General features: G+C 72.4%; 20 protein-coding genes. 13 read left to right on the top strand and 7 right to left on the bottom strand.

All coding sequences use genetic code 11. The features are described 5' to 3' along the window. Window positions 1-14 precede the first annotated feature (14 nt). On the top strand, window positions 15-1,577 hold the full coding sequence (gene ahpF, locus ACPOLB_RS09860; protein ID WP_425261169.1) for an alkyl hydroperoxide reductase subunit F: 1,563 nt from the start codon (window positions 15-17) through the stop codon (window positions 1,575-1,577). Window positions 1,578-1,599: 22 nt separating this feature from the next. On the opposite strand, the gene ACPOLB_RS09855 is transcribed toward ahpF, so the two are convergent. Together ACPOLB_RS09855 and ACPOLB_RS09850 are read right to left on the bottom strand one after the other, a co-directional pair. After that, window positions 1,600-3,558: a sensor histidine kinase gene (locus ACPOLB_RS09855; RefSeq protein WP_425261168.1), complete on the bottom strand. Its 1,959-nt coding sequence runs from the start codon at window positions 3,556-3,558 to the stop codon at window positions 1,600-1,602. A 49-nt stretch (window positions 3,559-3,607) separates the two neighbouring features. After that, the gene (locus ACPOLB_RS09850) at window positions 3,608-4,990 is read right to left on the bottom strand and encodes a sigma-54-dependent transcriptional regulator (protein WP_425261167.1); all 1,383 of its coding nucleotides are present in this window, start codon (window positions 4,988-4,990) and stop codon (window positions 3,608-3,610) included. Between the two features lie 27 nt (window positions 4,991-5,017). Here ACPOLB_RS09850 and ACPOLB_RS09845 point away from each other — a divergent pair, with 27 nt between their 5' ends. The 4 genes from ACPOLB_RS09845 to ACPOLB_RS09830 all read left to right on the top strand — a co-directional run bounded on the left by ACPOLB_RS09845 (window position 5,018) and on the right by ACPOLB_RS09830 (window position 11,449). Beyond that, window positions 5,018-5,992, top strand: a complete 975-nt coding sequence (locus tag ACPOLB_RS09845) for a LysR family transcriptional regulator (protein ID WP_425261166.1) — start codon at window positions 5,018-5,020, stop codon at window positions 5,990-5,992. A gap of 76 nt (window positions 5,993-6,068) precedes the next feature. Continuing rightward, window positions 6,069-7,790, top strand: a complete 1,722-nt coding sequence (locus tag ACPOLB_RS09840) for an NADH-ubiquinone oxidoreductase-F iron-sulfur binding region domain-containing protein (RefSeq protein WP_425261165.1) — start codon at window positions 6,069-6,071, stop codon at window positions 7,788-7,790. Then, on the top strand, window positions 7,783-10,554 hold the full coding sequence (gene fdhF / locus ACPOLB_RS09835; RefSeq protein ID WP_425261164.1) for a formate dehydrogenase subunit alpha: 2,772 nt from the start codon (window positions 7,783-7,785) through the stop codon (window positions 10,552-10,554). Before ACPOLB_RS09840 ends, fdhF begins: the two co-directional genes overlap by 8 nt. Window positions 10,555-10,624: 70 nt before the next feature. After that, on the top strand, window positions 10,625-11,449 hold the full coding sequence (locus ACPOLB_RS09830; protein ID WP_425261163.1) for a substrate-binding domain-containing protein: 825 nt from the start codon (window positions 10,625-10,627) through the stop codon (window positions 11,447-11,449). Window positions 11,450-11,455: 6 nt separating this feature from the next. Here the strand turns inward: ACPOLB_RS09830 and mobA are convergent, their stop codons facing one another. The 5 genes from mobA to ACPOLB_RS09805 are packed head-to-tail and all read right to left on the bottom strand — an operon-like array spanning window position 11,456 to window position 15,947. Beyond that, entirely contained in the window at window positions 11,456-12,067 is a 612-nt protein-coding gene (gene mobA, locus ACPOLB_RS09825) for a molybdenum cofactor guanylyltransferase MobA (RefSeq protein ID WP_425261162.1), read from the bottom strand. Continuing rightward, window positions 12,067-12,699, bottom strand: a complete 633-nt coding sequence (locus ACPOLB_RS09820; RefSeq protein WP_425261161.1) for a TorD/DmsD family molecular chaperone — start codon at window positions 12,697-12,699, stop codon at window positions 12,067-12,069. Before ACPOLB_RS09820 ends, mobA begins: the two co-directional genes overlap by 1 nt. A gap of 13 nt (window positions 12,700-12,712) precedes the next feature. Further along, window positions 12,713-14,902: a 4Fe-4S dicluster domain-containing protein gene (locus ACPOLB_RS09815; RefSeq protein ID WP_425261160.1), complete on the bottom strand. Its 2,190-nt coding sequence runs from the start codon at window positions 14,900-14,902 to the stop codon at window positions 12,713-12,715. Then, a complete protein-coding gene (locus ACPOLB_RS09810; protein ID WP_425261159.1) occupies window positions 14,808-15,461 on the bottom strand; it encodes a DUF3306 domain-containing protein in 654 nt (217 codons plus the stop codon). The genes ACPOLB_RS09815 and ACPOLB_RS09810 overlap by 95 nt, the downstream gene beginning before the upstream one ends. Window positions 15,462-15,467: 6 nt before the next feature. Continuing rightward, window positions 15,468-15,947, bottom strand: coding sequence for a DUF3305 domain-containing protein (locus ACPOLB_RS09805; protein ID WP_425261158.1), 480 nt, complete (start codon window positions 15,945-15,947; stop codon window positions 15,468-15,470). Window positions 15,948-16,283: 336 nt separating this feature from the next. On the opposite strand from ACPOLB_RS09805, the gene ACPOLB_RS09800 reads away from it, so the two are divergent. The 8 genes from ACPOLB_RS09800 to ACPOLB_RS09765 all read left to right on the top strand — a co-directional run bounded on the left by ACPOLB_RS09800 (window position 16,284) and on the right by ACPOLB_RS09765 (window position 26,196). After that, window positions 16,284-16,493, top strand: coding sequence for a formate dehydrogenase (locus ACPOLB_RS09800; protein WP_425261157.1), 210 nt, complete (start codon window positions 16,284-16,286; stop codon window positions 16,491-16,493). Between the two features lie 29 nt (window positions 16,494-16,522). Beyond that, complete coding sequence (locus ACPOLB_RS09795) at window positions 16,523-19,501, top strand: formate dehydrogenase subunit alpha (protein WP_425261156.1); 2,979 nt, start codon at window positions 16,523-16,525, stop codon at window positions 19,499-19,501. 12 nt (window positions 19,502-19,513) lie between these two features. Continuing rightward, the gene (gene fdh3B / locus ACPOLB_RS09790; RefSeq protein WP_425261155.1) at window positions 19,514-20,146 is read left to right on the top strand and encodes a formate dehydrogenase FDH3 subunit beta; all 633 of its coding nucleotides are present in this window, start codon (window positions 19,514-19,516) and stop codon (window positions 20,144-20,146) included. After that, entirely contained in the window at window positions 20,143-20,379 is a 237-nt protein-coding gene (locus ACPOLB_RS09785) for a hypothetical protein (protein WP_425261154.1), read from the top strand. The genes fdh3B and ACPOLB_RS09785 overlap by 4 nt, the downstream gene beginning before the upstream one ends. A gap of 28 nt (window positions 20,380-20,407) precedes the next feature. Then, window positions 20,408-21,547, top strand: coding sequence for a formate dehydrogenase subunit gamma (locus ACPOLB_RS09780; protein WP_425261903.1), 1,140 nt, complete (start codon window positions 20,408-20,410; stop codon window positions 21,545-21,547). A gap of 50 nt (window positions 21,548-21,597) precedes the next feature. Next, window positions 21,598-21,939: a hypothetical protein gene (locus ACPOLB_RS09775; RefSeq protein ID WP_425261153.1), complete on the top strand. Its 342-nt coding sequence runs from the start codon at window positions 21,598-21,600 to the stop codon at window positions 21,937-21,939. A 13-nt stretch (window positions 21,940-21,952) separates the two neighbouring features. After that, complete coding sequence (locus tag ACPOLB_RS09770; RefSeq protein WP_425261152.1) at window positions 21,953-22,873, top strand: formate dehydrogenase accessory sulfurtransferase FdhD; 921 nt, start codon at window positions 21,953-21,955, stop codon at window positions 22,871-22,873. 104 nt (window positions 22,874-22,977) lie between these two features. Beyond that, entirely contained in the window at window positions 22,978-26,196 is a 3,219-nt protein-coding gene (locus ACPOLB_RS09765) for a caspase family protein (protein ID WP_425261151.1), read from the top strand. Window positions 26,197-26,337: the final 141 nt, after the last annotated feature.

The raw sequence follows: 26,337 nt of genomic DNA, 5'->3' as shown, positions 1-26,337 counted from the left end.
ACGAGGACCCCGCCATGCTCGACAGCACCACCCAGGCCCAGCTCGCCAGCTACTTCGAGCGCATCAGCCAGCCCGTCGCGCTGATCGCGAGCCTGGACGACTCGGCCGCCGCGGCCGAGATCCGCGAACTCGTCACCGAGATCGCCGCCGTCGCGCCGGACAAGATCACGGCCCGCTTCGACGGCACCTTCGAGCGCCGTCCGTCGTTCCAGATCACCCGCGTCGGCCACGACATGGGCGTGCACTTCGCCGCCGTGCCGATGGGCCACGAGTTCACCTCGCTGGTGCTGGCGCTGCTGTGGGCCGGCGGCCACCCGCCGAAGGTGGAGGCCGAAGTGATCGAGCAGATCCAGGCGCTGGAAGGCGACTTCGCCTTCGACACCTGGATGAGCCTGACCTGCCACAACTGCCCCGACGTCGTGCAGGCGATGCACCTGATGGCGGTGCTGAACCCGCGTGTGCGCGCCGTGGCCATCGACGGCGGCCTGTTCCAGAAGGAAGTCGAAGAGCGCCAGATCATGGCGGTGCCCAGCGTGTTCCTGAACGGCGCGCCGTTCGGCTCGGGCCGCATGGAGATCGCCGACGTCCTGAAGAAGGTCGACACCGGCGCCGCTGCCCGCGACGCCGCCAAGCTGGCGCAGAAGGACGTGTTCGACGTGCTGATCGTCGGTGGCGGCCCGGCCGGCGCCGCGGCCGCGGTGTACGCCGCGCGCAAGGGCATCAAGACCGGCATCGTCGCCGAGCGCTTCGGCGGCCAGACGCTGGACACGCTGGGCATCGAGAACTACATCTCGGTGCTGGAGACGCAGGGCCCGAAGTTCGCCGCGGCGCTGGAGGCACATGCCCGCGCCTACGACGTCGACATCATGAACGGCCAGCGCGTGGCCGGCCTCGAACCCGCGGCGCGGCCCGGCGGCGCCATCACCGTGACGCTGGACAACGGCGCGCAGCTGCAGGGCCGCAGCGTCGTGCTCAGCACCGGCGCGCGCTGGAAGAACGTCAACGTGCCCGGCGAAGCCGAGTACCGCAACAAGGGCGTGGCCTACTGCCCGCACTGCGACGGCCCGCTGTTCAAGGGCAAGAAGGTCGCGGTCATCGGCGGCGGCAATTCGGGCGTCGAAGCCGCCATCGACCTGGCCGGCGTGGTGGAACACGTCACCGTGGTCGAGTTCGCCGACCAGCTGAAGGCCGACGCCGTGCTCGTGAACAAGCTCAAGAGCCTGCCCAACGTCGACATCCACACCAACGCGCAGACCACCGAGATCACCGGCGACGGGCAGAAGGTGAACGGCCTGGTGTTCAAGAACCGCGCCGACGGCAGCGAACACCGCCTGCCGCTGGCCGGCGTGTTCGTGCAGATCGGCCTGGTGCCCAACACCGAGTTCCTGAAGGGCACGGTCGAGCTCAGCCGCTACGGCGAGATCATCGTCGACGCCAAGGGTGCGACCAACGTGCCGGGCGTGTTCGCCGCGGGCGACGCGACCACGGTGCCGTACAAGCAGATCATCATCGCCGCCGGCGAAGGCGCGAAGGCGGCGCTGTCGGCCTTCGACCACCTGATCCGCAGCGGCCACTGACGCGCGCGCCCGGCGCCGCCGTTCATTCGGCGGCGCGCAGCCGCACGCTGAACGCCGCGCCGCCGCCATCGTCCTGGGGCCGGTTGGCGGCAACGATGGTGCCTCCGTAGCGTTCGACGATGCTGCGGCTGATCCACAGGCCCAGGCCCGTGCCCTCGGTCTTGCGCGTGACGAAGGGCTGGAACAGCTGCGGCAGCAGTGCGGGCGGCACCCCGGCGCCGGTGTCGGTGACGGTCAGCTCGACCCAGCCGTCCACGTCGCGGCTGGCCAGGCCCAGCGTGCCGCCGCCCGGCATGGCCTGCACGGCGTTCACGAGCAGGTTCACCAGCACCTGCTGCAGTTCCTGGCGGTTGGCGTCCACGGCCAGCGTGGGCTGCAGCGCGCGCTGCACCGTGATGCCGCTGCGCGCCAGCAGGTGCTGCACCAGCACCAGGCTGTCCTCCAGCACCGGCACCGGGTCCAGCGTCTCGACGTAGCCGGCAAAGTCGTTGGGCCGGGCGAACTGCAGCAGCCGCGTCACGATGAGCCGCATGCGTTCGATCTGCTCGTCCACCAGCCGCAGCTCGGTGCCGACGCTGGCAGCGGCCCCCGGCGGCAGCAGCTCGCGCACCATGTCGAGGTTGCCCTGGATCACCGCGATCGGGTTGTTCACCTCGTGCGCGATGCTGGCCGTGAGCTGCCCCACGGTGGCCAGCTTCTCGCTGCGCACCAACTGCGCCTGCGTGTCCTCCAGCTGCTGCGTGCGCTCGGCCACCTTGCGGTCGAGCTCGGTGTTCCAGCGCTGCAGTGTCGCCAGCAGTTCGTCGAGATGGTGCGCCAGGCGGCCGATCTCGTCGTCGCGCCGCATCTCGCCCACGCGTGCATCCAGCGCACCGCCCTCCACGCGCCGCATCGTCGCGTCCATGCGCTCGATCGGGCTGAAGATCGCGCGCGCCCAGCGCAGCGACACCACCGCCGCGCCCAGCATCACGGCGAAGAAGATGGCACCGATGCTCGCCAGCGCGCCGTACTTCAGCCACGTGAAGGGGCGCTCCAGGAAGCCCACGTACAGCATGCCGATGCGCCGCCCCTGGCCGTCGGCCAGCGGCTGGTAGGCCGAGACGTACCAGTCGTTGACGACGAAGGCGCGGTCCAGCCAGGTGCTGCCGCGCGCAAGCACCGCCTCGCGCACGGTGGCCGACACCCGCGTGCCGATGGCGCGTTCGTCGCGTGCGTCGTCGGCGCCGCCGAACAGCCGCACGTTGGTGCTGATGCGCACGTCGTCCAGGAACAGCGTCGCCGTGCCCTGGCTGCCCCAGTCGGCGAAGGGCAGCGAGCCCGCCGGGTAGACGATCTCGTTGATGTGGTCGATGAAAGGCAGGTTGCGGTTGAGCAGCACGCCGCCCTGCACGTGGCCCAGCAGGCGGCCATCGGGCGCGCGCACGGCGTGCGTGGACAGCAGCACCATCGCGCGGTCTTCCTGCGTGCGCGGCGTCGGCTGTGCGTTCAGCGTCGGCAGCAGCGGCACCGCCACGCGCTCGCGCAGCGCCGGTGCCAGCAGCGCCAGTTCCGCCGGCTGCAGCACCTCGATGCCGCTGCGTGCGCGGTTGTTCACCGCACCGAAGGCCGGCGAGCGGGCGTCGGTGCGGGCAGGCGGGCCGCTGTCCGTGAAGCGCAGCGTGCCGTCGGGCGCACGCAGGTTCACGAAGTCCAGCAGCTGCGCGGTCTTGAAGCGCCGCAGCAGCGGCACGATGTCGGCGCGCGGGTCGGCCAGCGCCAGGTGCAGCGCGTGCGAATCGGCGATGGCCGCGGTGCCCGCGCCGACCTCGCCCAGCACGCGCTCGAAGTAGCCGTTGGCCACCGCCAGGTCGGCCTGCACCTTGGTGATCAGCAGCCGGTCGAAGGCGGCGTTGCTCCAGAAGAGCAGCAGCAGGCCCAGCAGCGGCAGCACCACGACCAGCGGCAGCAGCACCATCGCCAGCAGCTTGCTTCTGAGCGTCACCGGCGCCTCCTGCCCGAGGCGGGCGCCGCCCGGCGCTCGGCCCGCGCGCTCAAGATGCCTCTGCTCCGCCCCACTCGGCCACGCGGCGCTCCAGCGTGCGCCGCGAGATGCCCAGCAACTGCGCAGCGCGTGTCTTGTCGCCGTCCACGCTGGCCAGCACGGCCAGGATGTGCTGCTTCTCGCGCGTGTGCAGGTCCACCGGCCCGCGCGGCACCATCGGCGCCTGCGGCCGCGTGCGCGACAGCCCCTGGTACAGCGCCGAGACGTTGAGCGCGCCGACGATCAGCGAACGCTCGATCAGGTTGCGCAGCTCGCGCACGTTGCCGGGCCAGTCGTACTCGCGCAGGTAGCCCATCTCCTCGGGCGTGACCTCGATCGGCGCCACGCCGAGTTGCGGCGCCAGCGTGCCGATGAAGTGCGCCACCAGCTCGGGGATGTCTTCCTTGTGCGATCGCAGCGGCGGCAGCGTGATCTCCACCACCTGCAGCCGGTAGTACAGGTCCTTGCGGAAGCGGCCGGCTTCCACCTCGGGCAGCAGCGGGCGGTTGCTGGCGGCCACGATGCGCAGGTTCACCGGCACTTCCTGCTCGGTGCCCACGGGGCGGATGCGGCGGCCTTCCAGCGCACGCAGCAGCGTGGCCTGCAGCGCCAGCGGCAGCTCGCCGATCTCGTCGAGGAACAGCGTGCCGCCCTGTGCGTAGACGAACAGCCCGTCGCGCGGCTGCGGGCCGCCCTGGCCGAAGAGCTCGGTCTCGATCAGCGCCGGCGACAGCGTGGCGCAGTTCACCGGCACGAAGGGCGCGGCGGCGAACGGGCTCAGCGCGTGCAGCGCCTGCGCGGCGAGCTCCTTGCCGGTGCCCGACTCGCCCGTCAGCAGCACCGTGCTGTCGACCGCGGCCACGCGCCGCAGCGCCGTCTGCAGGCCGCGGATGGCGATCGAGCTGCCCACCAGCCCGTCGGCCGGCGGCGTGCGCTGCGACAGCGCGCGGCGCAGCACCCAGTTCTCGCGCTTCAGCCGCGCGCGCTCGAGCGCCTGCTTGAAGGCAGACAGCACCTGCGTCACGCGGAAGGGCTTGAGCAGCAGGTCGCCGGCGCCGGCGCGCAGGGCTTCGATGGCGGTGTCGAGGTCGGCGAAGGCGGTGATCAGCACCACCTCGCAGGCGTTGCCCTGCGCGCGCAGCTCGCGCAGCAGCGTGATGCCGCTCTTGCCCGGCAGCGTGATGTCCAGCACCACCAGGTCGCAGCGGTGGCGCTGCAGCAGGCCTTCGGCTTCCTCGGCGCTGGCGGCGGCCAGCACCTGGCCCACGCGCGGCTGCAGCGCCTTGATCAGGAAGTTGCGCATGCCGGGCTCGTCGTCCACCACCAGCACGGTGGCCAGCGGCCACAGCTCGGGCAGCGAGGTGGTGGCGTCGGCGATGGCAGGGGTCGACATGGGAGGCGCGCAGTTTAAGCTTCTGTGGTGAACCTCATCGACGCCTACCGCTACCTCGCGGCGCTGGAACAGCACCGGCACTTCGGCCGTGCCGCAGCGGCCTGCCACATCACGCAGCCGGCCCTGAGCAACGCGCTGCGCGCGCTGGAGACGCACCTGGACGTGGCCATCGTGCGCCGCGGCCGGCAGTACGAGGGTCTGACCGCCGAAGGCGCGCAGGTGCTGGCCACCGCGCACCGCGTGCTGCGCGAACAGGAACTGCTGCAGCAGGCGCTGCGCGGCAGTGCCGAGCAGCCGCAGGGCCGGCTGGTGCTGGGCGTGGTGCCGACCGCGCTGCCGATCGCCGCGCGCTTCGCGGCGCAGCTGGCGGCGCGCCACCCGGGGCTGCGGCCCGAGCTGCGTTCGCTGTCGTCGCAGGAGATCGAGACCGGGCTGGACACGCTGGCCATCGACCTCGGCCTGGGCTACACCGAACGGCCGGCGCCACCGCTGCGGGCCCGGCTGCAGGTGTGGCCGCAGTACGTGGAGCAGGTCCACCTGCTGCAGCGGCGAGACGGTGCGGAACCACCCGGCCTGCAGTTCGGCCCGCCCGCGGCCTGGAGCGACGCGGCCGCCTTGCCGCTGGCGCTGCTGACGCCCGACATGCACCACCGCGTGCTGCTCGACGCCGTGTTCGCGCAATGTGGCCTGCAGGTGCAGCCGGCGTTCGAGACCAACTCGGTGTTCGCGCTGCTGCTGGCAGTGCAGCAGGGCGCGCTGGCGGCGGTGCTGCCCGGCGCGCTGGTGGCCACGCTCGACGGGCCGGCGGCGCTGCTGGCGCGCCCGCTCACCGGCCCTGCGCTGCGCACGCCGATCGGCTTCATGGGCAGCGCCGCGGCCCGGCCGTCGCGCGCGCTGCAGGCCGCGCTGCGGCTGGCGGCCGACGCGGCCTGGCTGGCCGACGTGGCCGCGCACAGCGGTCAGTTGGGCGGGCAGCTGGGTGCCGGTCCATCACGGCCCTGAATCGACCGGTTCAACGAACCCATTGGACGCGCGCTGCGCCCGGCGCGATAGTGAGCGCTTCGCCACCGAGCCGCGCATGCAACCTCCCGTGATCCCCATCGCCGTGGCCGCGCCGACGGCCGTGCAGCAGCGCAAGCGCCAGGCGCCCAAGGGCCGCCAGGTGCAGCCGCAGGCCCTGGCCGAGGTGCAGGCCCTGCTGGGCACCGAAGCGCCGCGGCGCGAGCTGCTCATCGAGTACCTGCACCGCATCCAGGACCGTTTCGGCCAGCTCGGCACGCCGCACCTGGCGGCGCTGGCGCAGTGCCTGCGGCTGGCGCAGGCCGAGGTGTTCGAGGTCGCGAGCTTCTACCACCACTTCGACGTGGTGCACGAAGATGCCGACGGTGCCGTGCCCGACGCCCCGGCCGTCACGGTGCGCGTGTGCGACGGCCTGAGCTGCCAGCTGGCCGGCGCGGCGGCGCTGCTGCACACGCTGCCGGCGCTGCTGGGGCCGGGCGTGCGCGTGCTGGGCGCGCCCTGCGTGGGCCGCTGCGAGCAGGCGCCGGCCGCCGTGGTGCACCAGCACCCGCTGGCCCGCGCCACGCCGCAGGCCGTGCAGGCGGCGGTGCAGGGCGGGCTGCGCCTGGCGCCCGTGCCCGCGGGCACCGGCCTCGCCGACTACCTGGCCGCGGGCGGCTACACGCTGCTGCGCGACCTGCACAGCGGCGCGCGCAGCGCCGAGAGCGTGCTGCAGGTGATGGACGACGCCGGCCTGCGCGGCCTCGGCGGAGCCGGCTTCCCGGCCGGGCGCAAGTGGCGCATCGTGCGCGCGCAGCCGGCGCCCCGGCTGATGGCCGTGAACATCGACGAAGGCGAGCCCGGCACCTTCAAGGACCGCTGGCTGCTCGAACGCGACCCGCACCGCTTCCTGGAAGGCATGCTGGTGGCGGCGCACGTGGTCGGCGTCGACGCGGTCTACATCTACCTGCGCGACGAATACCACGGCCCGCGTGCGCTGCTGCAGCAGGCGCTGGCCGACCTGCAGGCCGCGCCGCCCGTGCCCGGCCTGCCGCCGATCGCACTGCGGCGCGGCGCCGGTGCCTACATCTGCGGCGAGGAGTCGGCCATGATCGAGTCGATCGAAGGCAGGCGCGGCCTGCCGCGGCTGCGCCCGCCGTTCGTCGCGCAGGTGGGCCTGTTCGGCCGGCCGACGCTGCAGCACAACTTCGAGACGCTGTACTGGGTGCGCGAGCTGGTGGAACAGGGACCTGCCGCGTTCAGCGCGCACGGCCGCCACGGGCGTCGGGGGCTGCGGCGCTTCTCGGTCTCGGGCCGCGTGCGCGAACCCGGCGTGAAGCTGGCGCCGGCGGGCATCACGCTGCGCGAACTGGTCGACGAGTTCTGCGGCGGCATGGCCGACGGCCACACGCTGTACGCCTACCTGCCCGGTGGGGCGTCGGGCGGCATCCTGCCGGCGTCGCTGGCCGACGTGCCGCTCGACTTCGACACGCTGCAGCCGCACGGCTGCTTCATCGGCTCGGCCGCGGTCGTCGTGCTGTCGCAGGCCGACCGTGCCGCCGATGCGGCGCGCCACACGATGCGCTTCTTCGAAGACGAGAGCTGCGGCCAGTGCACGCCCTGCCGTGCCGGCACGGCCAAGGCGCGGGCGCTGATGGCATCGCCGCAGTGGGACGCGGCGCTGCTGGCCGAGCTGTCGCAGGTGATGCGCGACGCCTCCATCTGCGGCCTGGGCCAGGCGGCGCCGAACCCGGTGGACTGCGTGCTGCGCCATTTCCCGCACGAGGTGGGCCATGGCTGAGTGCAGCTTCACGCTCGACGGCCGCAGCGCCACGGCCGCCCCCGGCGAGACCTTGCTCGACGTGGCCGACCGCATGGGCGTGGCGGTGCCGCGCCTGTGCCACACGCCCGGCCTCGCGCCGGCCGGCAACTGCCGCGCCTGCGTGGTGGAAGTGGCGGGCGAACGCACGCTGGCGGCGTCGTGCTGCCGCACGCCACAGCCCGGCATGGTGGTGCAGACGGCCAGCCCGCGGGCCCGCACGGCGCAGCGCCTGGTGCTGGAACTGCTGCAGGCCGACATGCCCGAGGCCGCGCTCTCGCGCGACGACGAGCTGCGCGCGTGGTCGACGGCGCTGCAGGTGGACGCCGGTGCCACCCGCTGGCCGGCGCGGCCCGCGGTGGCCGGCGACAGCTCGCACCCGGCCATCCACGTCAACATGGATGCCTGCATCCAGTGCACGCGCTGCCTGCGCGCCTGCCGCGACGCGCAGGGCAACGACGTCATCGGCCTGGCCTACCGCGGCGGCCGCGCGCAGATCGTCTTCGACATGGGCGACCCGCTGGGCACCAGCAGCTGCGTGGGCTGCGGCGAATGCGTGCAGGCCTGCCCCACGGGCGCGCTCAGCACGGCCGGCGGCGGCTCGCGGGTGCAGCCCGACCGCAGCGTCGATTCGCTGTGCCCGTACTGCGGCGTGGGTTGCCAGACCACCTACCACGTCAAGGGTGACGCCATCGTGCAGGTGCAGGGCCGCGACGGCCCGGCCAACGCCGGCCGCCTGTGCGTGAAGGGCCGCTCGGGCTTCGACTACGTGCGCCACCCCGAACGCCTGACCGTGCCGCTGGTGCGCCGTGCGGGCGTGCCCAAGCGCACCGACTGCACGCCGGCCGAGGCGCGCGCGCAGTTCCGCGAGGCCACCTGGGACGAAGCCCTGGCGCTGGCCGGCGGCGCGCTGCGGCGGATCCGCGACACGCACGGCGGCCGGGCGCTCGCCGGCTTCGGCTCGGCCAAGGGCAGCAACGAAGAGGCCTACCTGTTCCAGAAGCTGGTGCGGCTGGGCTTCGGCAGCAACAACGTCGACCACTGCACGCGGCTGTGCCACGCCTCCAGCGTGGCGGCGCTGCTGGAAGGCATCGGCTCGGGCGCGGTCAGCAACCCGGTGAAGGACGTGCTGCAGGCCGAGGTCGTCATCGTCATCGGCGCCAACCCCACCGTGAACCACCCGGTCGCCGCGACGTGGATCAAGAATGCGGTGGAACGCGGCACGCAGCTGGTGCTGATGGACCCGCGGCGCAACGAGCTGGCGCGCATCGCCACGCACACGCTGCAGTTCCGCCCCGGCGCCGACGTGGCGCTGCTGAACGCGCTGCTGCACACCATCGTCGAGGAAGGGCTGGTGCACCGCGACTTCGTCGCCACGCGCACGAGCGGCTTCGAGGCGTTCGCCGAGAACCTGCGCGCCTACAGCCCCGAGCGCATGGCGCCGGTGTGCGGCATCGACGCCGCCACCATCCGCACCGTGGCGCGGCTGTACGCCACGGCGCGCAGCGCGATGATCCTGTGGGGCATGGGTGTCAGCCAGCACGTGCACGGCACCGACAACGCCCGCTGCCTGATCGCGCTGGCGCTGGCCACCGGGCAGATCGGCCGCCCCGGCACCGGGCTGCACCCGCTGCGCGGGCAGAACAACGTCCAGGGCGCGTCGGACGCCGGGCTGATCCCGATGATGTACCCCGACTACCAGCGCGTCGACGACGCCGCGGCCCGGCAGCGCTTCGCGCAGGCCTGGGGCGTGCCGGCGGCGCGGCTCGACGCCACGCCCGGCCTCACGGTGGTCGAGGTCATGCACGCGGCGCGCCGCGGCGACGTGCGCGGCATGTTCATCCAGGGCGAGAACCCGGCGATGAGCGACCCCGACGTCGACCACGCGCGCGCCGCGCTGGCCTCGCTGGAGATGCTGGTGGTGCAGGACATCTTCCTCACCGAGACCGCGATGCTGGCCGACGTGGTGCTGCCGGCCTCGGCCTTCGCCGAGAAGTGGGGCAGCTTCACCAACACCGACCGCACCGTGCAGCTGGGGCGCCCGGTCCTGCCGCTGCCGGGGCAGGCGCGGCAGGACCTGTGGATCCTGCAGCAGCTGGCCGCGCACCTGGGCCTGGACTGGTCGGGGTACGGCACCGATGGTGCCGACGGCGGCGCGGCCGTGGTCGCCGCCGTCTTCGACGAGATGCGCCACACGATGCCCAGCATCGCCGGCATCACCTGGGCGCGCCTGCAGCGCGACGGTGCCGTCACCTATCCGTGCCTGCACGAAGGCGACGCCGGCGAGGCGGTGGTCTTCACCGACCACTTCCCGACGGCCGACGGCCGGGCGCGCTTCGTGCCGGCCGGCCTGGTGCCCGCGGCCGAGCAGCCCGATGCCGAGTACCCGCTGGTGCTGATCACGGGCCGGCAGCTCGAGCACTGGCACACCGGCAGCATGACGCGGCGCTCGGCGGCGCTGCACGCCATCGAGCCCGAGCCCGTCGCCCTGCTGCACCCCGAGGAACTGGCCGCGCAAGGCATCGCTCCGGGCGAGCGCATCACGCTGCAGACTCGCCGTGGCGAAGTGGCGCTGTGGGCGCGTGCCGACGCCAGCACGCCGCGCGGCAGCGTCTTCGTGGCGTTCTGCTGGGCCGAGGCGGCCATCAACAAGCTCACCCACGCGGCGCTGGATCCGGTGGCGAAAATCCCGGAGTTCAAGTTCTGCGCCGTGCGGCTGCGGCGTGCCGAGGCCGTCGCCGCCTGACGGCCCGGACCGTTGCACCCGACACCACGACCACGGCTGCACCTTCGAATCCCCAGGACCTCACCGCACCATGACCCGCCGTCCGCTGCTTGCCACCTTCTTCGCCGCCCTGCTGGGCGCCGTGCCGCTGCCGTCCGCCCTGGCCCAGGGCAGCTTCATCGTGATGGCCTCCACCACCTCGACCGAGCAGTCGGGCCTGTTCGCGCACCTGCTGCCGGCGTTCAAGCAGGCCACCGGCATCGACGTGCGCGTGGTCGCACTCGGCACCGGTCAGGCGCTGGACACCGCGCGCCGCGGCGATGCCGACGTCGTCTTCGTGCACGACCAGGTGGCCGAGGAGAAGTTCGTCGCCGAAGGCTTCGGCCTGAAGCGCCTGCCCGTGATGTACAACGACTTCATCGTCGTCGGCCCGAAGGCCGATCCGGCCGCCACCCGCGGCAAGGACGTCACCGCGGCGCTGAAGAAGGTGGCCGCGGCCGGCGTGCCCTTCGTGTCGCGCGGCGACAAGAGCGGCACGCACGCCGCCGAGCTGCGCTACTGGAAGGCCGCCGGCATCGACGTGGCCGCCGCCAAGCCCGCGGGCTACAAGGAGTGCGGCTGCGGCATGGGCCCGGCGCTGAACATGGCGTCGTCGCTGAACGGCTACGTGCTCACCGACCGCGGCACCTGGCTCAACTTCAGGAACCGCGGCGAGCTCGCCGTGCTGGTGGAAGGCGACCGGCGCCTGTTCAACCAGTACGGCGTGATGGTGGTGCACCCGGCCCGGCACGCCCACGTGAAGCTGGCGCAGGCGCAGCGGTTCGCCGACTGGATCGTCTCGCCCGCGGGCCAGGCCGCGATCGCCGCCTACAAGATCGGCGGCGAGCAGCTCTTCTTCCCGAACGCCGGGATGTGAGCGGCTTCAGCGGCGCGCGCGCTGCAGTTCCTGCAGCTCCGCCGCGGTGTTGGCGTTGAAGAACGCGCCGGCATCGTCGAACACCACGGTGGCGACGCGGTGGCGCGCCGTCCAGCGGTCGATCTTGCGTTCGCCCGCGTGCAGGTAGGCCACCAGGCTTTCCAGCAGCTCGGCGCGCAGCAGGCTGAACACCGGCTGCACCTGCGTGCGGCCGTCCTCCACCGTGGCGGCCATCGCGATCTCGGCGTCCTCGTCGGCCGCCGCCTGCGCCAGGCGCGCCACCAGGTCGTCGGGGAACAGCGGCGTGTCGCAGGGCACCGTCACGAGCCACGGGGTCTCGCAGTGTTCCAGCCCGGCCAGCAGGCCGGCCAGCGGACCCGGGTGGTCGGGCAGCGGATCGGGCCACACGGGCACGCCCATGGCCTCGTAGGCGCTGAGGTTGCGGTTGGCGTTGATCATGACCTGTCCCACCTGCAGCTGCAGGCGCAGCAGCGCGTGCATGGCCAGCGGCAGGCCCTGGTGGTTCTGCAGCCCCTTGTCGACGCCGCCCATGCGGCTGCCGCGGCCGCCGGCCAGCACCAGGCCGGTGATGTCTGCGGGTGCGATGGTGGCGGGCATCAGGTCTCCAGCATGTCGAAGGCCTGTGTCTCGACCTGCACGAAGCTGCGCGTGAAGCCGGCCACCGCGCGCCAGGTCTGCGCCAGCGGGTGGGCCTCGGTGGCGTCGCACAGCAGTTCCACCCAGGGCTGCACGTGGGCGCGGAAGAAGCGGCGCTGCTGCTCCAGGTTGCACACCGCCAGGTCGTCGCCGGCGATCAGGTAGCGCATCACCTCGAAGACATAGGCGATGTGGTCCTCGGTCTCCATGGCCTGCTCGTCGCGGCCCAGGCCCAGCGCCTGCAGGTCGCTGCGCAGCACCGCCAGCGGCTTCTCGTTGAGGAAGCCGGTGAGGTAGAACGAGCCGTAGGCGAACACCTCGGGCTTGCCGACGCCGTGGAACAGCGCCGCGTGTTCGGCGGCCGCGGCCTCCACCGTGGTCGCGCGCAGCGCCGCGACCAGCGTGCCCCAGGCCGCTTCGAGCAGGCCGCCGGGTTCGGGGGCCTGCGTCACCGCCACGCGGAACTGCTGCATCAGCGCGTCGTCGGGCGGGGCCAGCCAGAGCCGGGCGAGCAGGCCGTAGAGCTCGGCGCGGGCGAGTTCGTCGCTGTCGTCGCCGGGGCGGGCGCTGCTGAAGTTCAAGGGGGCGTTCATCGTCGCAGGCCTGTCAGAGATCGGTGATGCGCACTTCGTTCGGGTTGCTGTACATGTCGACGACACGGCAGTCGCTGCACATCTTCAGCCGCTCGGCCGCTGCGCCCTGGAACGCGGCGTGGCCGCTCAGTTTCTCGATCATGTTCTCGATGGCACGCAGCGTGCCGAAGGGCTTGCCGCACTTCACGCAGGCGAAGGGCTGCGCCTCGTGCAGCACGCGCGCGCTCTTGCGCGCCTTGCCGCCGTCGGCCAGCCACAGCCGCGGCTGCAGCGTGATGGCGTCCTCGGGGCAGGTGGTGGCGCACAGGCCGCACTGCACGCAGTTCTTCTCGATGAACTTCAGCTGCGGGCGTTCCGGGTTGTCGGCCAGCGCGGCTTCGGGGCAGGCGCCGACGCAGCTCAGGCACAGCGTGCACCTGGCGGCGTCGACCTGCAGCGTGCCGAAGGGCGCGCCGGCGGCGGGCAACGGCAGCTCGTCGGCCGGCGCGGGCGCCACGGCCAGCAGATGCTCGATGGCCAGGTCCAGCGTCGCGCGCTTGTCGGCCTGCACCGCGAAGGCGGCGGGCCGCGCCACGGTGGCGGCCGGCGCTGCGCGCAGCGCGGCGTCGAGCGTGGCGGCGTCGCCGGCTTCGATGAGCCGCAGGTGCGTGCCTGCGTAACCCAGCCCGGTCAGGATGGCCTGCGCCACCGCCATCTGCTCGGCCAGCGCCTGGCGGTAGCTGGGGGCTTCCTCGTCGGTCAGCAGCACCCAGACCTGGCTCGCGCCCTGCGCGATGGCGCTGAGCCACAGGTCGATGCCGATGCTGGCCGTGTGCCACACCGCCACCGGCAGCACGCGCGCGGGCACGCCGCGCAGCGCCTTGTCGCTGCGCGTGGCGCGGCCGAGCGCGTCCACCAGCGCGGCACCGGCGCCTTCGCTGTGCAGCAGCAGCGCGGCGTCGCGGCCGCCGGCCTGCGTGTAGGCCTGCACCAGCGTGCGCAGGCGCTTGCCCTGGTCCACGGTGCCCGGGTAGGCGAAGCCCATCGCGCCGCTGGGGCACACGGTGCTGCAGGCGCCGCAGCCCACGCACAGGTGCGGCTCGACGACGATGCCGCCGCCGATGTAGGCCGTGCCCTGCGCACCGCCCTGGCCCTTGCGGCCGAGCGACTTGCCCTTCAGCGATGCGTCGCTGCGGATCGCCTGCGCCGAGCAGACCTCGATGCAGGCGGTGCAGCCGATCTGCTCGTTGCGGCTGTGCGCGCACAGGCGCTGCTGGTAGTTGAAGAACTTGGGCTTCTGGAAGCTGCCGGTCAGCTCGCGCAGCTTCAGCACGGCCGGCACCAGCGCGGCGTCGTCGCGTGCGTGGAAGTAGCCCTGCGGCGGCTGGTGCATGCCCAGGGCCGGCGTGTCGTTCAGGTCGAGCACGAGGTCGAAACGCTCGTCCACCTGCTGCGGCGCACGCTGGAAGTCGATGGCGCCGGCGGCGTCGCACACGCGCACGCAGTCGCGGTGGCTGCTGCACTTGGCCAGATCGACCTGGTAGCCGAAGTCGATCGCGCCTTCAGGGCAGGCCGCGATGCAGGCGTTGCAGCGCGTGCAGACCTCCAGGTCGATCGGGTTCGTGTGTTCCCACTCGGCCTCGAAGGCGCCCAGCCAGCCGGCCAGGCGCACCAGGCGGCCCGTGTGCACGGCACGGCCGTGCTGCTGCGCGATGGCGCCGCCGCCCACCAGCAGCGTGACGTCGAGCTTGTCGTCGAGCATCGCCGCCGCGCGTTCGGCGCGTTCGCCGCTGCCCAGCACCAGCACGCGCCCGGCCGAGCTGTAGCCGACGGTGGCCACCGGCGCCGGCGGCGGCAGCTGTGCCGCGGCGATCAGCGCCGCCAGCTTGGGCGTGGCGCCGGCGCCGTCGCGGCTCCAGCCGCCGGTCTCGCGGATGTTGACGAAGCGGATCGGCCGCTCCTGCACGCTGGCCGTGCCTTCGGTGGCGTCGTTCAGTTCCAGGAACAGGCGGCTTTCCTGCGTGCAGGCCACCAGCAGTTCGTCGCCGCTGGCGCCGGTGGCCTTGGCTGCGCGCTGGAAGGCCGGCGCCTCGCGCCGGCACAGCAGGCTGTGGACGGTGTCCAGGCCGTCAGTGCTGGCGCCCGGCGTCTTCGCCAGTGCGCGGCTCAGGGCCGGCGCGTCCAGCGTCATCGTGCGGTTGCAATCGCAGAGCAGGGTCTTCATCGGGCGTGGGCTCGGGCAGGGAAGAGGGCGTGGCGGCGGGCGGGAGCGCCGGAGTGTCGGGGGCAGGGTCTGCAGGCGGGCTGGCGGCGGCGACGGCAGCAGCTTCGGCCGCGGCTGCGGCTTCCTCCTCCTCGCGGAACAGCCCCAGCATCTTCGACTGCACCATCTCGCGCAGCATCGACGCCGGGATCGGGTCGGGCTTGCCGTAGTCGTCGATGTAGGTGTCCAGGCCGTCCATCACGTTGTAGTGCGGGTCCTGGAACAGCTTCTTCAGCGCAGCGTTCCTCACCTCGCCGTCGACCTGGGGCGCGACGAAGCGCGAGAAGTCGGCATCGGGCGTCAGCGCGGCGACGTCGTCCAGCGTCAGCGGCGGCGGCGCGGGCGGTGCGTCGGGCGCAGCCTCGGGCGGCGGCTCCTGCGGCAGCGGCTGCGCCGCCGGGCTGGCTACCGCAGCCGCGGCCGGCGTCGGGGTCGGCGCCACGGCGTCCGGCGGCAGGCCACGCTGCACCTGCACCTTGCGCCGCGACCAGCGCGACAGGAAACCGTCGTCCTCGGCCATCGTGCTTCAGCGCTGCTCGGGCGGCAGGAACGAGGCCGGGCGCTTGCGCCGCTTGGGCTCGGGCCGGTAGTGCGTGTCGGTGAAGGCCTGCAGTTCGGCGCGCACGGCATCGGGCAGCGGCAGGTTGTCGACACGCTCCTGCGCATCGAGCCAGCGGCCCGCTTCGTTGTAGGACAGCGTCACCAGCTCGGGCCAGGCCCGCGACGGGTCGGTGTCGTCGATGCGCCACATCACGAACCACACCGGCGCGCCGGACGTGAGGTTCAGGTGGTAGCCCTCGGCTTCGTCGCGGTGCAGCTCCACCGCCAGGCCCGGGAACAGGAACTGCGTGGTCTCGCCGTCGTCGCGCAGCGTGCGCGGCGCGGCGCCGAACTGGCCGTCGTCGACCGCCACGTCGGCGAGCCGGAAACCCCAGTCCTCCCAGCGGTTGGGCTGGCGGCGGCGGTCGATGCGGACGGCAACGCGCAGGGTGGGGGGGCTGGTCATCGCGGGACAGTCATGGGGGCGCCGACCACGGAGCCCATGGGGCGCGCCGGTGCGCGCCGGCGCAGACCCGGGCAGCGCGAAACGGCCTGGAAGGGCGCGAAGTTTAGTCCCGCGGGACGCCGCGCGCCGCGCTGCGCCGCGGTGTCCGAACCCGGGGTCGGGTCCGCGACAAGTTGTCACGCAGCTGCCGCGACAATTTGTCGTTCGGTTCTGGGGTGCAACCCTATAGGAAGCCCCTTTCAACTTGACCAGTATCCAGCCTTTGACGCCGAGTCCGCGTCTGCCTGCGTTTGGCTGCGCCCGTGTGCAGTCCAGCGCTCTTGCCGGAGATCCTTGATGACCAAGAAATCTGCTCCCGCCCTGGACCGCCGCACCGCGCTGGCGGGTGCCGGGGCCGTCGGCGCCATGGCCGCCGCCGCGGCGATGCTGCCGCGCACGCCGGCCGCCACCGCGGTCGCCGCCGCCCCCAAGGCCGAGATCGATCCGCAAGGCGGCTACCAGGTCACGCCCCACGTGCTGCAGTACTACCAGACGGCCAAGGTCTGAGGCTTCGCGCAGCTCCACAGGACACCACCATGCTGTTGACACGCACTTCCACCGACTCCACCGGCCGCGCCGCCTCGGGCCTCGTGGCCAGCCTCTCGCGCGGCGTCTCGCGCGCCATTCCCACGATGGACCGCCGTGCCTTCCTGCGCCGCAGCGGCCTGGGCGTGGGCGCCGGCATCGCCGCGTCGCAGCTGACGCTGGTGACCAAGGCCGAGGCGCGTGAATCGCGCAACACCGCCGGCACCGGCAAGGTCGAGGTCAAGCGCACCGTGTGCGGCCACTGCTCGGTGGGCTGCGCGGTCGACGCCGTCGTCGAGAACGGCGTCTGGGTGCGCCAGGAGCCGGTGTTCGACAGCCCCATCAACCTCGGCGCCCACTGCGCCAAGGGCGCGGCGCTGCGCGAGCACGGCCACGGCGAGTTCCGCCTGAAGTACCCGATGAAGCTCGTGAACGGCAAGTACGAGCGCATCAGCTGGGACGTGGCGCTGAACGAGATCAGCGCCAAGATGCTCGAGCTGAAGAAGCAGAGCGGCCCCGATTCGATCTTCGTGGTGGGCTCGTCGAAGCACAACAACGAGCAGGCCTACCTGCTGCGCAAGTGGATCAGCTTCTGGGGCAGCAACAACACCGACCACCAGGCCCGCATCTGCCACAGCACCACCGTCGCCGGCGTCGCCAACACCTGGGGCTACGGCGCGATGACCAACAGCTACAACGACATGCAGAACGCCAAGGCGGCGCTGTACATCGGTAGCAATGCGGCCGAAGCGCACCCGGTGTCGATGCTGCACATGCTGCACGCCAAGGAAGCGGGCTGCAAGATGATCGTCGTCGACCCGCGCTTCACGCGCACGGCGGCCAAGGCCGACGAGTTCGTGCGCATCCGTTCGGGCACCGACATCCCGTTCCTGTTCGGCGTGATGTACCACATCTTCAAGAACGGCTGGGAGGACAAGAAGTACCTCGAGGACCGTGTCTACGGCATGGACAAGGTGCGCGAGGAGATCCTCGCCAAGTGGACGCCCGACAAGGTGCTGGAGGCCTGCGGCGTGACCGAGGCCGAGACGCTGAAGGTCGCCACCATCATGGCGGAGAACCGCCCCAGCACCATCGTGTGGTGCATGGGCCAGACGCAGCACACCATCGGCAACGCCATCGTGCGCGCCTCGTGCCTGCTGCAGCTGGCGCTGGGCAACGTGGGCGTCTCCGGCGGCGGCACCAACATCTTCCGCGGCCACGACAACGTGCAGGGCGCCACCGACGTCGGCCCCAACCCCGACAGCCTGCCCGGCTACTACGGCCTGCTCGAGGGTTCCTGGAAGCACTTCGCCAACGTCTGGGGCGTGGACTTCGAGTGGATCAAGAAGCAGTACGCCCCGGGCATGATGACCAAGCCCGGCATGACGGTCTCGCGCTGGATCGACGGCGTGCTGGAGAAGAACGAACTCATCGACCAGGAAAGCAACCTGCGCGGCCTGTTCTTCTGGGGCCACGCGCCCAACTCGCAGAGCCGCGGCCTCGAGATGAAGAAGGCGCTGGACAAGCTCGACCTGCTGGTGGTGGTCGACCCCTTCCCCAGCGCCACGGCAGCGATGGCCGCGATGCCGGGCAAGGCCGACGAGCTGAACAAGGACCGCGCCGTCTACCTGCTGCCGGCGTGCACGCAGTTCGAGACCAGCGGTTCGTGCACGGCCTCGAACCGCTCGATCCAGTGGCGCGAGAAGGTGATCGAGCCGCTGTGGGAGAGCCGCACCGACCACATGATCATGTACCAGCTGGCCGAGAAGCTCGGCTTCGCGAAGGAGCTGACCGTCAACTACAAGATGGTCGCGGGCAAGGGCGGCATGATGGAGCCCGAGCCCGAGTCCATCCTGCGCGAGATCAACAAGAGCGTCTGGACCATCGGCTACACGGGCCAGAGCCCCGAGCGCCTGAAGGCCCACATGCGCAACATGAACGTCTTCGACGTGAAGACGCTCAAGGCCAAGGGCGGCATCGACAAGGAGACCGGCCTGAACCTGGACGGGGAGTACTTCGGCCTGCCCTGGCCGTGCTACGGCACGCCCGAGATGAAGCACCCGGGCAGCCCGAACCTGTACGACACCTCCAAGCACGTGATGGAGGGCGGCGGCAATTTCCGCGCGAACTTCGGCGTCGAGCGCGACGGCGTCTCGCTGCTGGCCGGTGACGGCTCGCACAGCAAGGGTGCCGACCTCACGACCGGCTACCCCGAATTCGACCACGTGCTGCTGAAGAAGCTGGGCTGGTGGAGCGAGTTGACCGAAGCCGAGCAGAAGGCCGCCGAAGGCAAGAACTGGAAGACCGACCCCTCGGGCGGCATCATCCGCGTGACCATGGTCAAGCACGGCTGCCACCCCTTCGGCAACGCGAAGGCGCGCGCCGTGGTCTGGAACTTCCCCGACCCGATCCCGCAGCACCGCGAGCCGCTGTACAGCAACCGGCCCGAACTGATCGCCAAGTACCCGACGCACGACGACAAGAAGGCGTTCTGGCGCCTGCCCACGCTCTTCAAGAGCGTGCAGGAGAAGAACAAGGACATCGGCAAGGACTTCCCGCTGATCATGTCCAGCGGCCGGCTCGTCGAATACGAAGGCGGTGGCGAGGAGACCCGTTCGAACCCCTGGCTGGCCGAGCTGCAGCAGGAGATGTTCGTCGAGATCAACCCGAAGGCGGCCAACGACCGCGGCATCCGCAACGGCGAGTTCGTCTGGCTGAAGACGCCGACGATGGTGGGCCTGACCGACTTCAAGGGCATCCGCGTGAAGGCGCTGGTGACCGAGCGCGTCGACGCCGAGACGGTGTGGCTGCCCTTCCACTTCTCGGGCCGCTGGGGCGGGGTCGACCTGCTGCCCTACTACCCCGAGGGCGCGGCCCCGGTGGTGCGCGGCGAAGCCGTCAACACGGCCACCACCTACGGCTACGACAGCGTGACGATGATGCAAGAAACCAAGACGACGCTCTGCCAGATCGAGCGGGCCACGGCCTAAGGAGAGACAGACATGGCTCGCATGAAATTCATCTGCGACAGCGAACGCTGCATCGAGTGCAACGGTTGCGTCACGGCCTGCAAGGCCGAACACGAAGTGCCCTGGGGCGTGAACCGCCGCCGCGTCGTCACCCTGAACGACGGCGTGCCGGGCGAGAAGAGCATCTCGGTCGCGTGCATGCACTGCAGCGACGCGCCCTGCATGGCCGTGTGCCCGGTGGACTGCTTCTACCGCACCGCCGAAGGCGTGGTGCTGCACGACAAGGACGTGTGCATCGGCTGCGGCTACTGCAGCTACGCCTGCCCGTTCGGCGCGCCGCAGTTCCCGAGCAACGGCACCTTCGGCCTGCGCGGCAAGATGGACAAGTGCACCTTCTGCGCCGGCGGCCCCGAAGACAACGGCAGCAGCGCCGAGAACGAGAAGTACGGCCGCAACCGGCTGTCCGAGGGCAAGCTGCCGGCTTGCGCCGAGATGTGCAGCACCAAGGCCCTGCTGGGCGGTGACGGCGACGTGGTCGCCGACATCTTCCGCACCCGGGTGCTGACACGCGGCAAGGGCAGCGAGGTCTGGGGCTGGGGCACCGCCTACGGCAAACCCACGGCCGGCGCGGCACCCAAGGCCAAGGCGGAGACCACCAAGTCATGAGAGTCGCGTCGATCGCTTTTGCCGCCGCCGCCGCGATGCTGCTGGGCGCCTGCACCGAACAGCCGCAGACCGCCGGCACCCGCAAGGCCGACGGCAGCGTCTACCAGCCCGCCAAGAGCGCGTTCGTCGCGCCGGGCTGGACCGCCGGCGACGCTGCCAGCTGGGAAGAGCAGACCAGGAGGCGCACCCAGGGCCAGAACGAGTATTCGCGCGCGCCGGCCGCCGGCCAGTGACCGCGTTGAAAGGCAGACGATGAAGGCAATGCATCTCCAGGCGCTGCGGCCCTGGCTGCTGGCGGTGGCCGTGGCGCTGGGCGCTGCCGGTCACGCGGTGGGCCAGACCGCGGCTGCGCCCGAGAAGGCCGGTCCGCCGGCCGGCTTCGTGGCGCCTGCCGACCCCAAGCCCGACGAGACCAACGCCGAGCGCGGCAGGACCCAGCCCGGCAACAACGCGCCGTTCTGGCGCGGCGTGCGCGACAGCGGGGTCACCGAAGGCACCGTCAACCTGCCCGGCGCCGAGCAGGGCGTGCTGGTGCAGCGCTTCGTGCAGTACCCGGGCTCGCAGCTGACCACCGCAGGCGAGGCGTGGCGCCAGGTGCGCAACCGCTGGATCATTCCCTACGGCGGCTCGCTGCTGGCCATCGTGGTGCTGGCCATCGGCATGTTCTATTGGCGCAAGGGCGCGCTCGGCGGACACGTGCCCGATGTCGGCCGCCGCATCGAGCGCTTCACCCCGTTCGAGCGCGCAGCGCACTGGGCCAACGCCATCGCCTTCGTGGCGCTGGCGGTGTCGGGCATCGTGCTGGCCTTCGGCAAGTTCTTCCTGCTGCCGGTGCTGGGCGGCACGCTGTTCGGCTGGCTCAGCTATGCGCTGAAGAACCTGCACAACTTCGCCGGCCCGCTGTTCGCCGTGTCGCTGCTGATCGTGTTCATCACCTTCGTGAAGGACAACCTGCCCAAGCCGGGCGACCTGCAGTGGCTGGCGCGCTTCGGCGGCCTGCTGGGCGAGCACGAGGTGCCGTCGCACCGCTTCAATGCGGCCGAGAAGCTGCTGTTCTGGGCCGGAGTGCTGGTGCTGGGCGCGGTGGTGGTGGGCTCGGGCCTGGTGCTCAACCAGCTGGTGCCGGGCATGGCCTACCTGCGTGGCGACATGCAGATCGCGCACATGATCCACGCCGTGGCCGCGGTGCTGATGATGGCCATGTTCATCGGCCACATCTACATCGGCACCATCGGCATGAAGGGCGCCTACGGGGCCATGCGCACCGGCTATGTCGACGAGGGCTGGGCCAAGGAGCACCACGAGCTCTGGTACGACGACGTGCGTGCCGGCAAGATCCCGGCGCAGCGCTCGAAGCCGGCCGACGGCACCGCCCCGCTGGGCGCGCCGCGCCAGGCCTGAACGCGGCGGCCCACCCCGACCAGACCCGACGAGATCCGAGGACGACAACGATGAAGAGCCCCCTGATCCTGGCCGCTGCGCTGCTGTGCACCGGCGCCGCGCTGGCCAAGCTGCCGCCGCTGTCCGACGAGGCCAAGGCCAAGGCGGCCGAGGCCGCCGCCAAGACCGCGCACGGCGCGAAGGTCGAGAGCTTCAAGCTCTGCAAGTCGATGGAGCGCGTGGTCGCGCACTACCAGGCCGAGAGCAAGAAGGCCGGCAAGGCGGCACCCGCCCCCACCGCCACGGCCGCGTGCGCCGATCCCGGCGCGTTCGTCTACACGCCGCCGGCACCGGCCCCTCCGGCCGCCGTGGCTGCCGCCCCGGCGCCGGCAGCGCCCGCGCCGAAGAAGTAAGCTGCGCAGCACCATGCTGCCCGAACCCGTCCTGCCTGCCGAACCCTCCGCCTTCGACACGGCCTCGGCGTGGCAGCCGGTGGCCGATGCGCCGCGGCTGACGCAGGCCACGGGCACGCTGCTGCGCGAGATCCAGATCCTCGACGAGCACGGCGAGCGCCGCTGCATCCACATCCCGGCCGAGCGCCCGCTGACGGTGTTCGTCGACAAGCGCGAGCTCGTCACGCTGATGACGCTGGGCGCCTGCCCCGAACTGCTGGTGCTGGGCTACCTGCGCAACCAGCGGCTGATCGCGGGTGTCGGCGAGATCGAGTCGATCACCGTCGACTGGGACGTGGGCGCGGCAGCGGTCAGGACACGCGCGGGCATCGGCGACATCGAAGCCAAGACGGCGCGGCGCGTCGTCACCACGGGCTGCGGCCAGGGCACGGTGTTCGGCGACGTGATGGCGCAGCTCGATGCGGTGCAGCTGCCCGGCACGCAGGCCGCGCGCATCCGCCAGAGCACGCTGCACGGCATGCTGGAGGTCATGCGCCAGCGCAACAGCATCCACCGCAAGGCCGGCTCGGTGCACGGCTGCGCGCTGTTCCGCGGCGCGGAGATGCTGACGTTCGTCGAGGACGTGGGCCGCCACAATGCCATCGACACCATCGCCGGCTGGATGGGCCTGCACGGCGTGGAGGGCGCCGACAAGGTCTTCTACACCACCGGCCGCCTGACCAGCGAGATGGTGATGAAGTCGGCGCAGATGGGCGTGCCCATCATCGTCTCGCGCAACGGCGTCACGGCGATGGGCCACGAACTGGCCACCAAGCTCGGCATGACGCTGTTCGGCCGCGCCGCCAACCGCCACTTCCTGTGCTACACCGGCTTCGACCGCTTCGACTCCGAACCCGAACCGCAGCGCGCGCCGATGCGCGTCGTGTCGGGCTGAAGCACCCCGCGGCCGCAGCGGCGGCCGCGCGCGCATCCGGCGTCGTCCCGATGCGCTGATGCACCGGCGTCCCTGAACATCGGGCTCCACCGCCAGCCCGCACGATGCGCCGGACCACCTGCACCCCACGACGCGACACCGCGCGGCGCAGCGTCGTCCGGTGGCTGTGCGAGGCGTGGGGCACGGGCCTGCGCGCCGCGGCGCTGCTGCTGCTGATGGGCACCAGCGCAGCCGCGCAGACCGCGACCGAACCCGGGGCGCAGCTGCAGGTGGAACTCGGCAGCCACGCGGGGGCCGTGCGCCGGCTGGCCGTGTTGCCGGACCGCGACCTGGTGGCCACCGGTGCAGACGACAAGACGGCGCGCCTGTGGTCGCTGGCCGAAGGCAGCCTGCAGCACGTGCTGCGGCCGCCGGCAGGTCCCGGCGATGCCGGGCGTGTCTATGGCGTCGCCCTGCACCCCGTGCAGCCCTGGGTCGCGATCGGCGGCAGCGTGGCGGCGGCGGGCGGCCCGGCCATCCACCTGCACGACACGCGCAGCGGCGACCACCTGCGGCGCATCGACGCACTTGCCGGCGACGTGAAGCGCCTGCTCTGGAACAGCGACGGCAGCGTGCTGCTGGCCGCGCAGGCCGGTGCGCCGGGCGCGCACGGCGTGCGCGGCTTCGACCCGGAAGGCCGCGAGGTGTTCGCCGACCGCTTCGACAGCGCCGTGTATGCGCTGGCCGTGGCACCCGGCCGGCTGGCCGTGGCGGCGCTCGACGGCAGCCTGCGCCTGTACGCGCAGGCGCCGCCCGGCGCCGCGCCGCGCTACACCGAGCTGTGGCGCCTGCAGCTCGACAGCAATCCGGTGTCGCTGGCCTTCGCGCCCGCGGGCGAGGCGCTGGCCGTGGGCTACTTCCTGCCCGGGCGCGCGCCCGACGTGGTCGACCTGCGCAGCCGGCGCGTCACCACCGGCGTGGCGCCGCCGGCGCTGGAGCGCGGCACGCTGATGAGCGTGGCCTGGTCGGCCGACGGGCGGCACGTCTACGCCGCCGGCGCCTACCCGTTCGTGCGCCGCAACGCGCGGCTCGTGGTGTTCACGCCGGGCGCGCGCAGCGGCGACGAGATCGAGACCGGCGCACCGTCGACCATCACCGATCTCGTGACGCTGGCCGACGGCCGGGTGGCGTTTGCCTCGGCCGACGGCTCCTGGGGCGTGCTCGCGCCCGGCACCCGCCAGGTGCGGCTGCAGCGCGCGCAGCTGCCCGACCTGGACGGCGCGACGCGGCTGCACATCGGGCGCGACGGCCGCAGCGCCAGCTGGACCCTGGACGCCGGCCGCGACCGCATCAGCTTCGACCTCGCGCGCCGGCTCGTGCTGCCGGGCGCGGTCGACGGCCTGCTGCCGCCGCTGCTGCGCCGCGGCCTGCTCGACGCGCCTTCCGAGTGGGAGAACCACCGCCAGCCGCAGGTCAACGGCGCACGCATCGCGATGGCGCCCGACGAACTCTCGCGCGCCGTCGCGCTGCTGGCGGGCGGCACCGACGCCGTGCTGGGCACGAGCCGGGCGCTGTACCGCATCGGCCCGCGCGGCGCCGTGCAGTGGCGCCGTCCGATGCACACCGAGGTGCGCGCCGTCAACGTCACGCCCGACGGCCGCCTGCTGTTCGCCGCGATGCTCGACGGCACCGTGCGCATCGCACGCGCCAGCGACGGGCTGGAACTGCTGGCGCTGCTGGTGCTGCCCGACCGGCGCTGGGTGCTGTGGACCCCCGACGGCCACTTCGACGCCGCGGTCGGCGCCGACCGGCTGGTGGGCTGGCTCGTGAACCGCAGTGACGGCAGCGCGGCCGACCACTACCCGGCGGCCCGTTTCCGCGAACGGCTGCACCAGCCGCGCTACATCGACCTGCTGCTGGAGACGCTGGACCCGGAGCAGGCGTTGCGCCGCCATGCCGAGGAAGTGCGGGCCGAACAGGCTGCGGCCGCGCCGGCCCTGGCGGCCGGGACCGCCGCCCCGGAAGGCCGCCTGGGCCCCGCGCCGGGGGCGCTGCAGGCGCTGGGCGGGCTGGAGCCCGTGGGCGCGGCGAGCCTGGCGCTGCCGCGGCCCGCGCTGCCGCCGCTGCCGCCGCTGTTGCAGTCGGCACAGCGGGCGATCCGGCTGCAGGCGCCGGCGGTCGACAGCGAGGTCGAGGTGGAGGTGCCGGTGGCCGTGCGCAGCGCCGCCAGCGCGGGGGCCGTGTCGTTCGAGGTGCGCATCGACGGTCGCCCGGGCGAACTGCTGGGTGTGTCGCTGGTGCCGGCCGCCGACGGCGCGTCGCGCGGCCACCTGCGCCTGCGCGTGCCGGCCGGCGCGGCGTCGGTGCAGCTGCTGGCGCGCAACCTGCACGGTGTGTCCGAGGCCTGGCTGCTCGCGGTGCAGGCCACGTTGCCACCCCCGCCCGCACCGGCGCCTGCGCCGCCCCCCGCGCTGGCGCAGCTGCCCGGCGCGCCGGCGGCGGCGCTGCCCTCGCTGGCGCCGCTCGGGCCAGCACCCGGCGCCGCTGCGCTGCCGGGCCTGAGTGCCGCAGCGCCGGCCCTGCGCGCGCTGCCGGCGGCGCGTGCGCCGGGCGGTCGTCTGTTCGTGCTGTCGGTCGGTGTCAGTGCCTACGCGCGTCCGGAGTACAGCCTGCGCCTGGCTGCCAAGGACGCCGCCGACTTCGCCAGCGTGATCCGCACGCAGCAGGGCAAGCTGTACAGCGAGGTCGTCGTGCGCACGCTGCTCGACGGCCAGGCCACGCGCGCCGCCGTGCTGGCCGCGCTGACCGAACTGGCCGGCGCCGGCGGCAAGGGCGACACGTTCATGGTGTTCATGGCCGGCCACGGCGTGAACGGCAGTTCGGGCGCGTACTACTTCATGACCAGCGACGCGCGCCACGAGAACCTGGCCGCCAGCGCCGTGGCCGACCGCGAGCTGCGCGCGGCGCTGCGCCGCGTGCCCGGCCGCACGCTGCTGTTCATCGACACCTGCCACGCCGGCAGCGTGCTGGGCGCCACCACCGGCCGCAACGGCGAGCTGGCGCGCTTCGTCAACGACATGTCGGACAACGGCGTGGTGGTCTTCGCCGCCAGCTCGGGCCGGCAGGAGTCGCTGGAGCAGGACGACTGGGGCAACGGCGCCTTCACGTCGGCCCTGCTCGACGGACTGCGCGGCAAGGCCGACGTGCTGCGGGCCGGCCGCGTCACCTACAAGGGTCTCGACTACTACGTGTCCGAACAGGTGCAGCGCCTCACGCAGGGACGCCAGACGCCGGTCTCGCTGTCGCCCTTCGGCGTGCCCGACTTCGAACTGGCGCGGCTGTAGCCGCAGTGTCCGCGCCGCCCGCTGTCCCCAGCCCGCAGGACGGGCTAGGGCAAGCCCGGGGTGGGCCGCCCGTGGCGGCTGCGATAGTGCAAGCAAACGTGAACAGCCCCGCCCCGACGGGTGCGACACGGCCGACGCAGG

The organism is Rubrivivax soli, from assembly GCF_049810355.1.
Taxonomy (GTDB): Bacteria; Pseudomonadota; Gammaproteobacteria; order Burkholderiales; family Burkholderiaceae_C; genus Rubrivivax.
The sequence above is the reverse complement of the archived record's forward strand: the minus strand, read 5'-3'. Positions and strand labels throughout refer to the sequence as shown.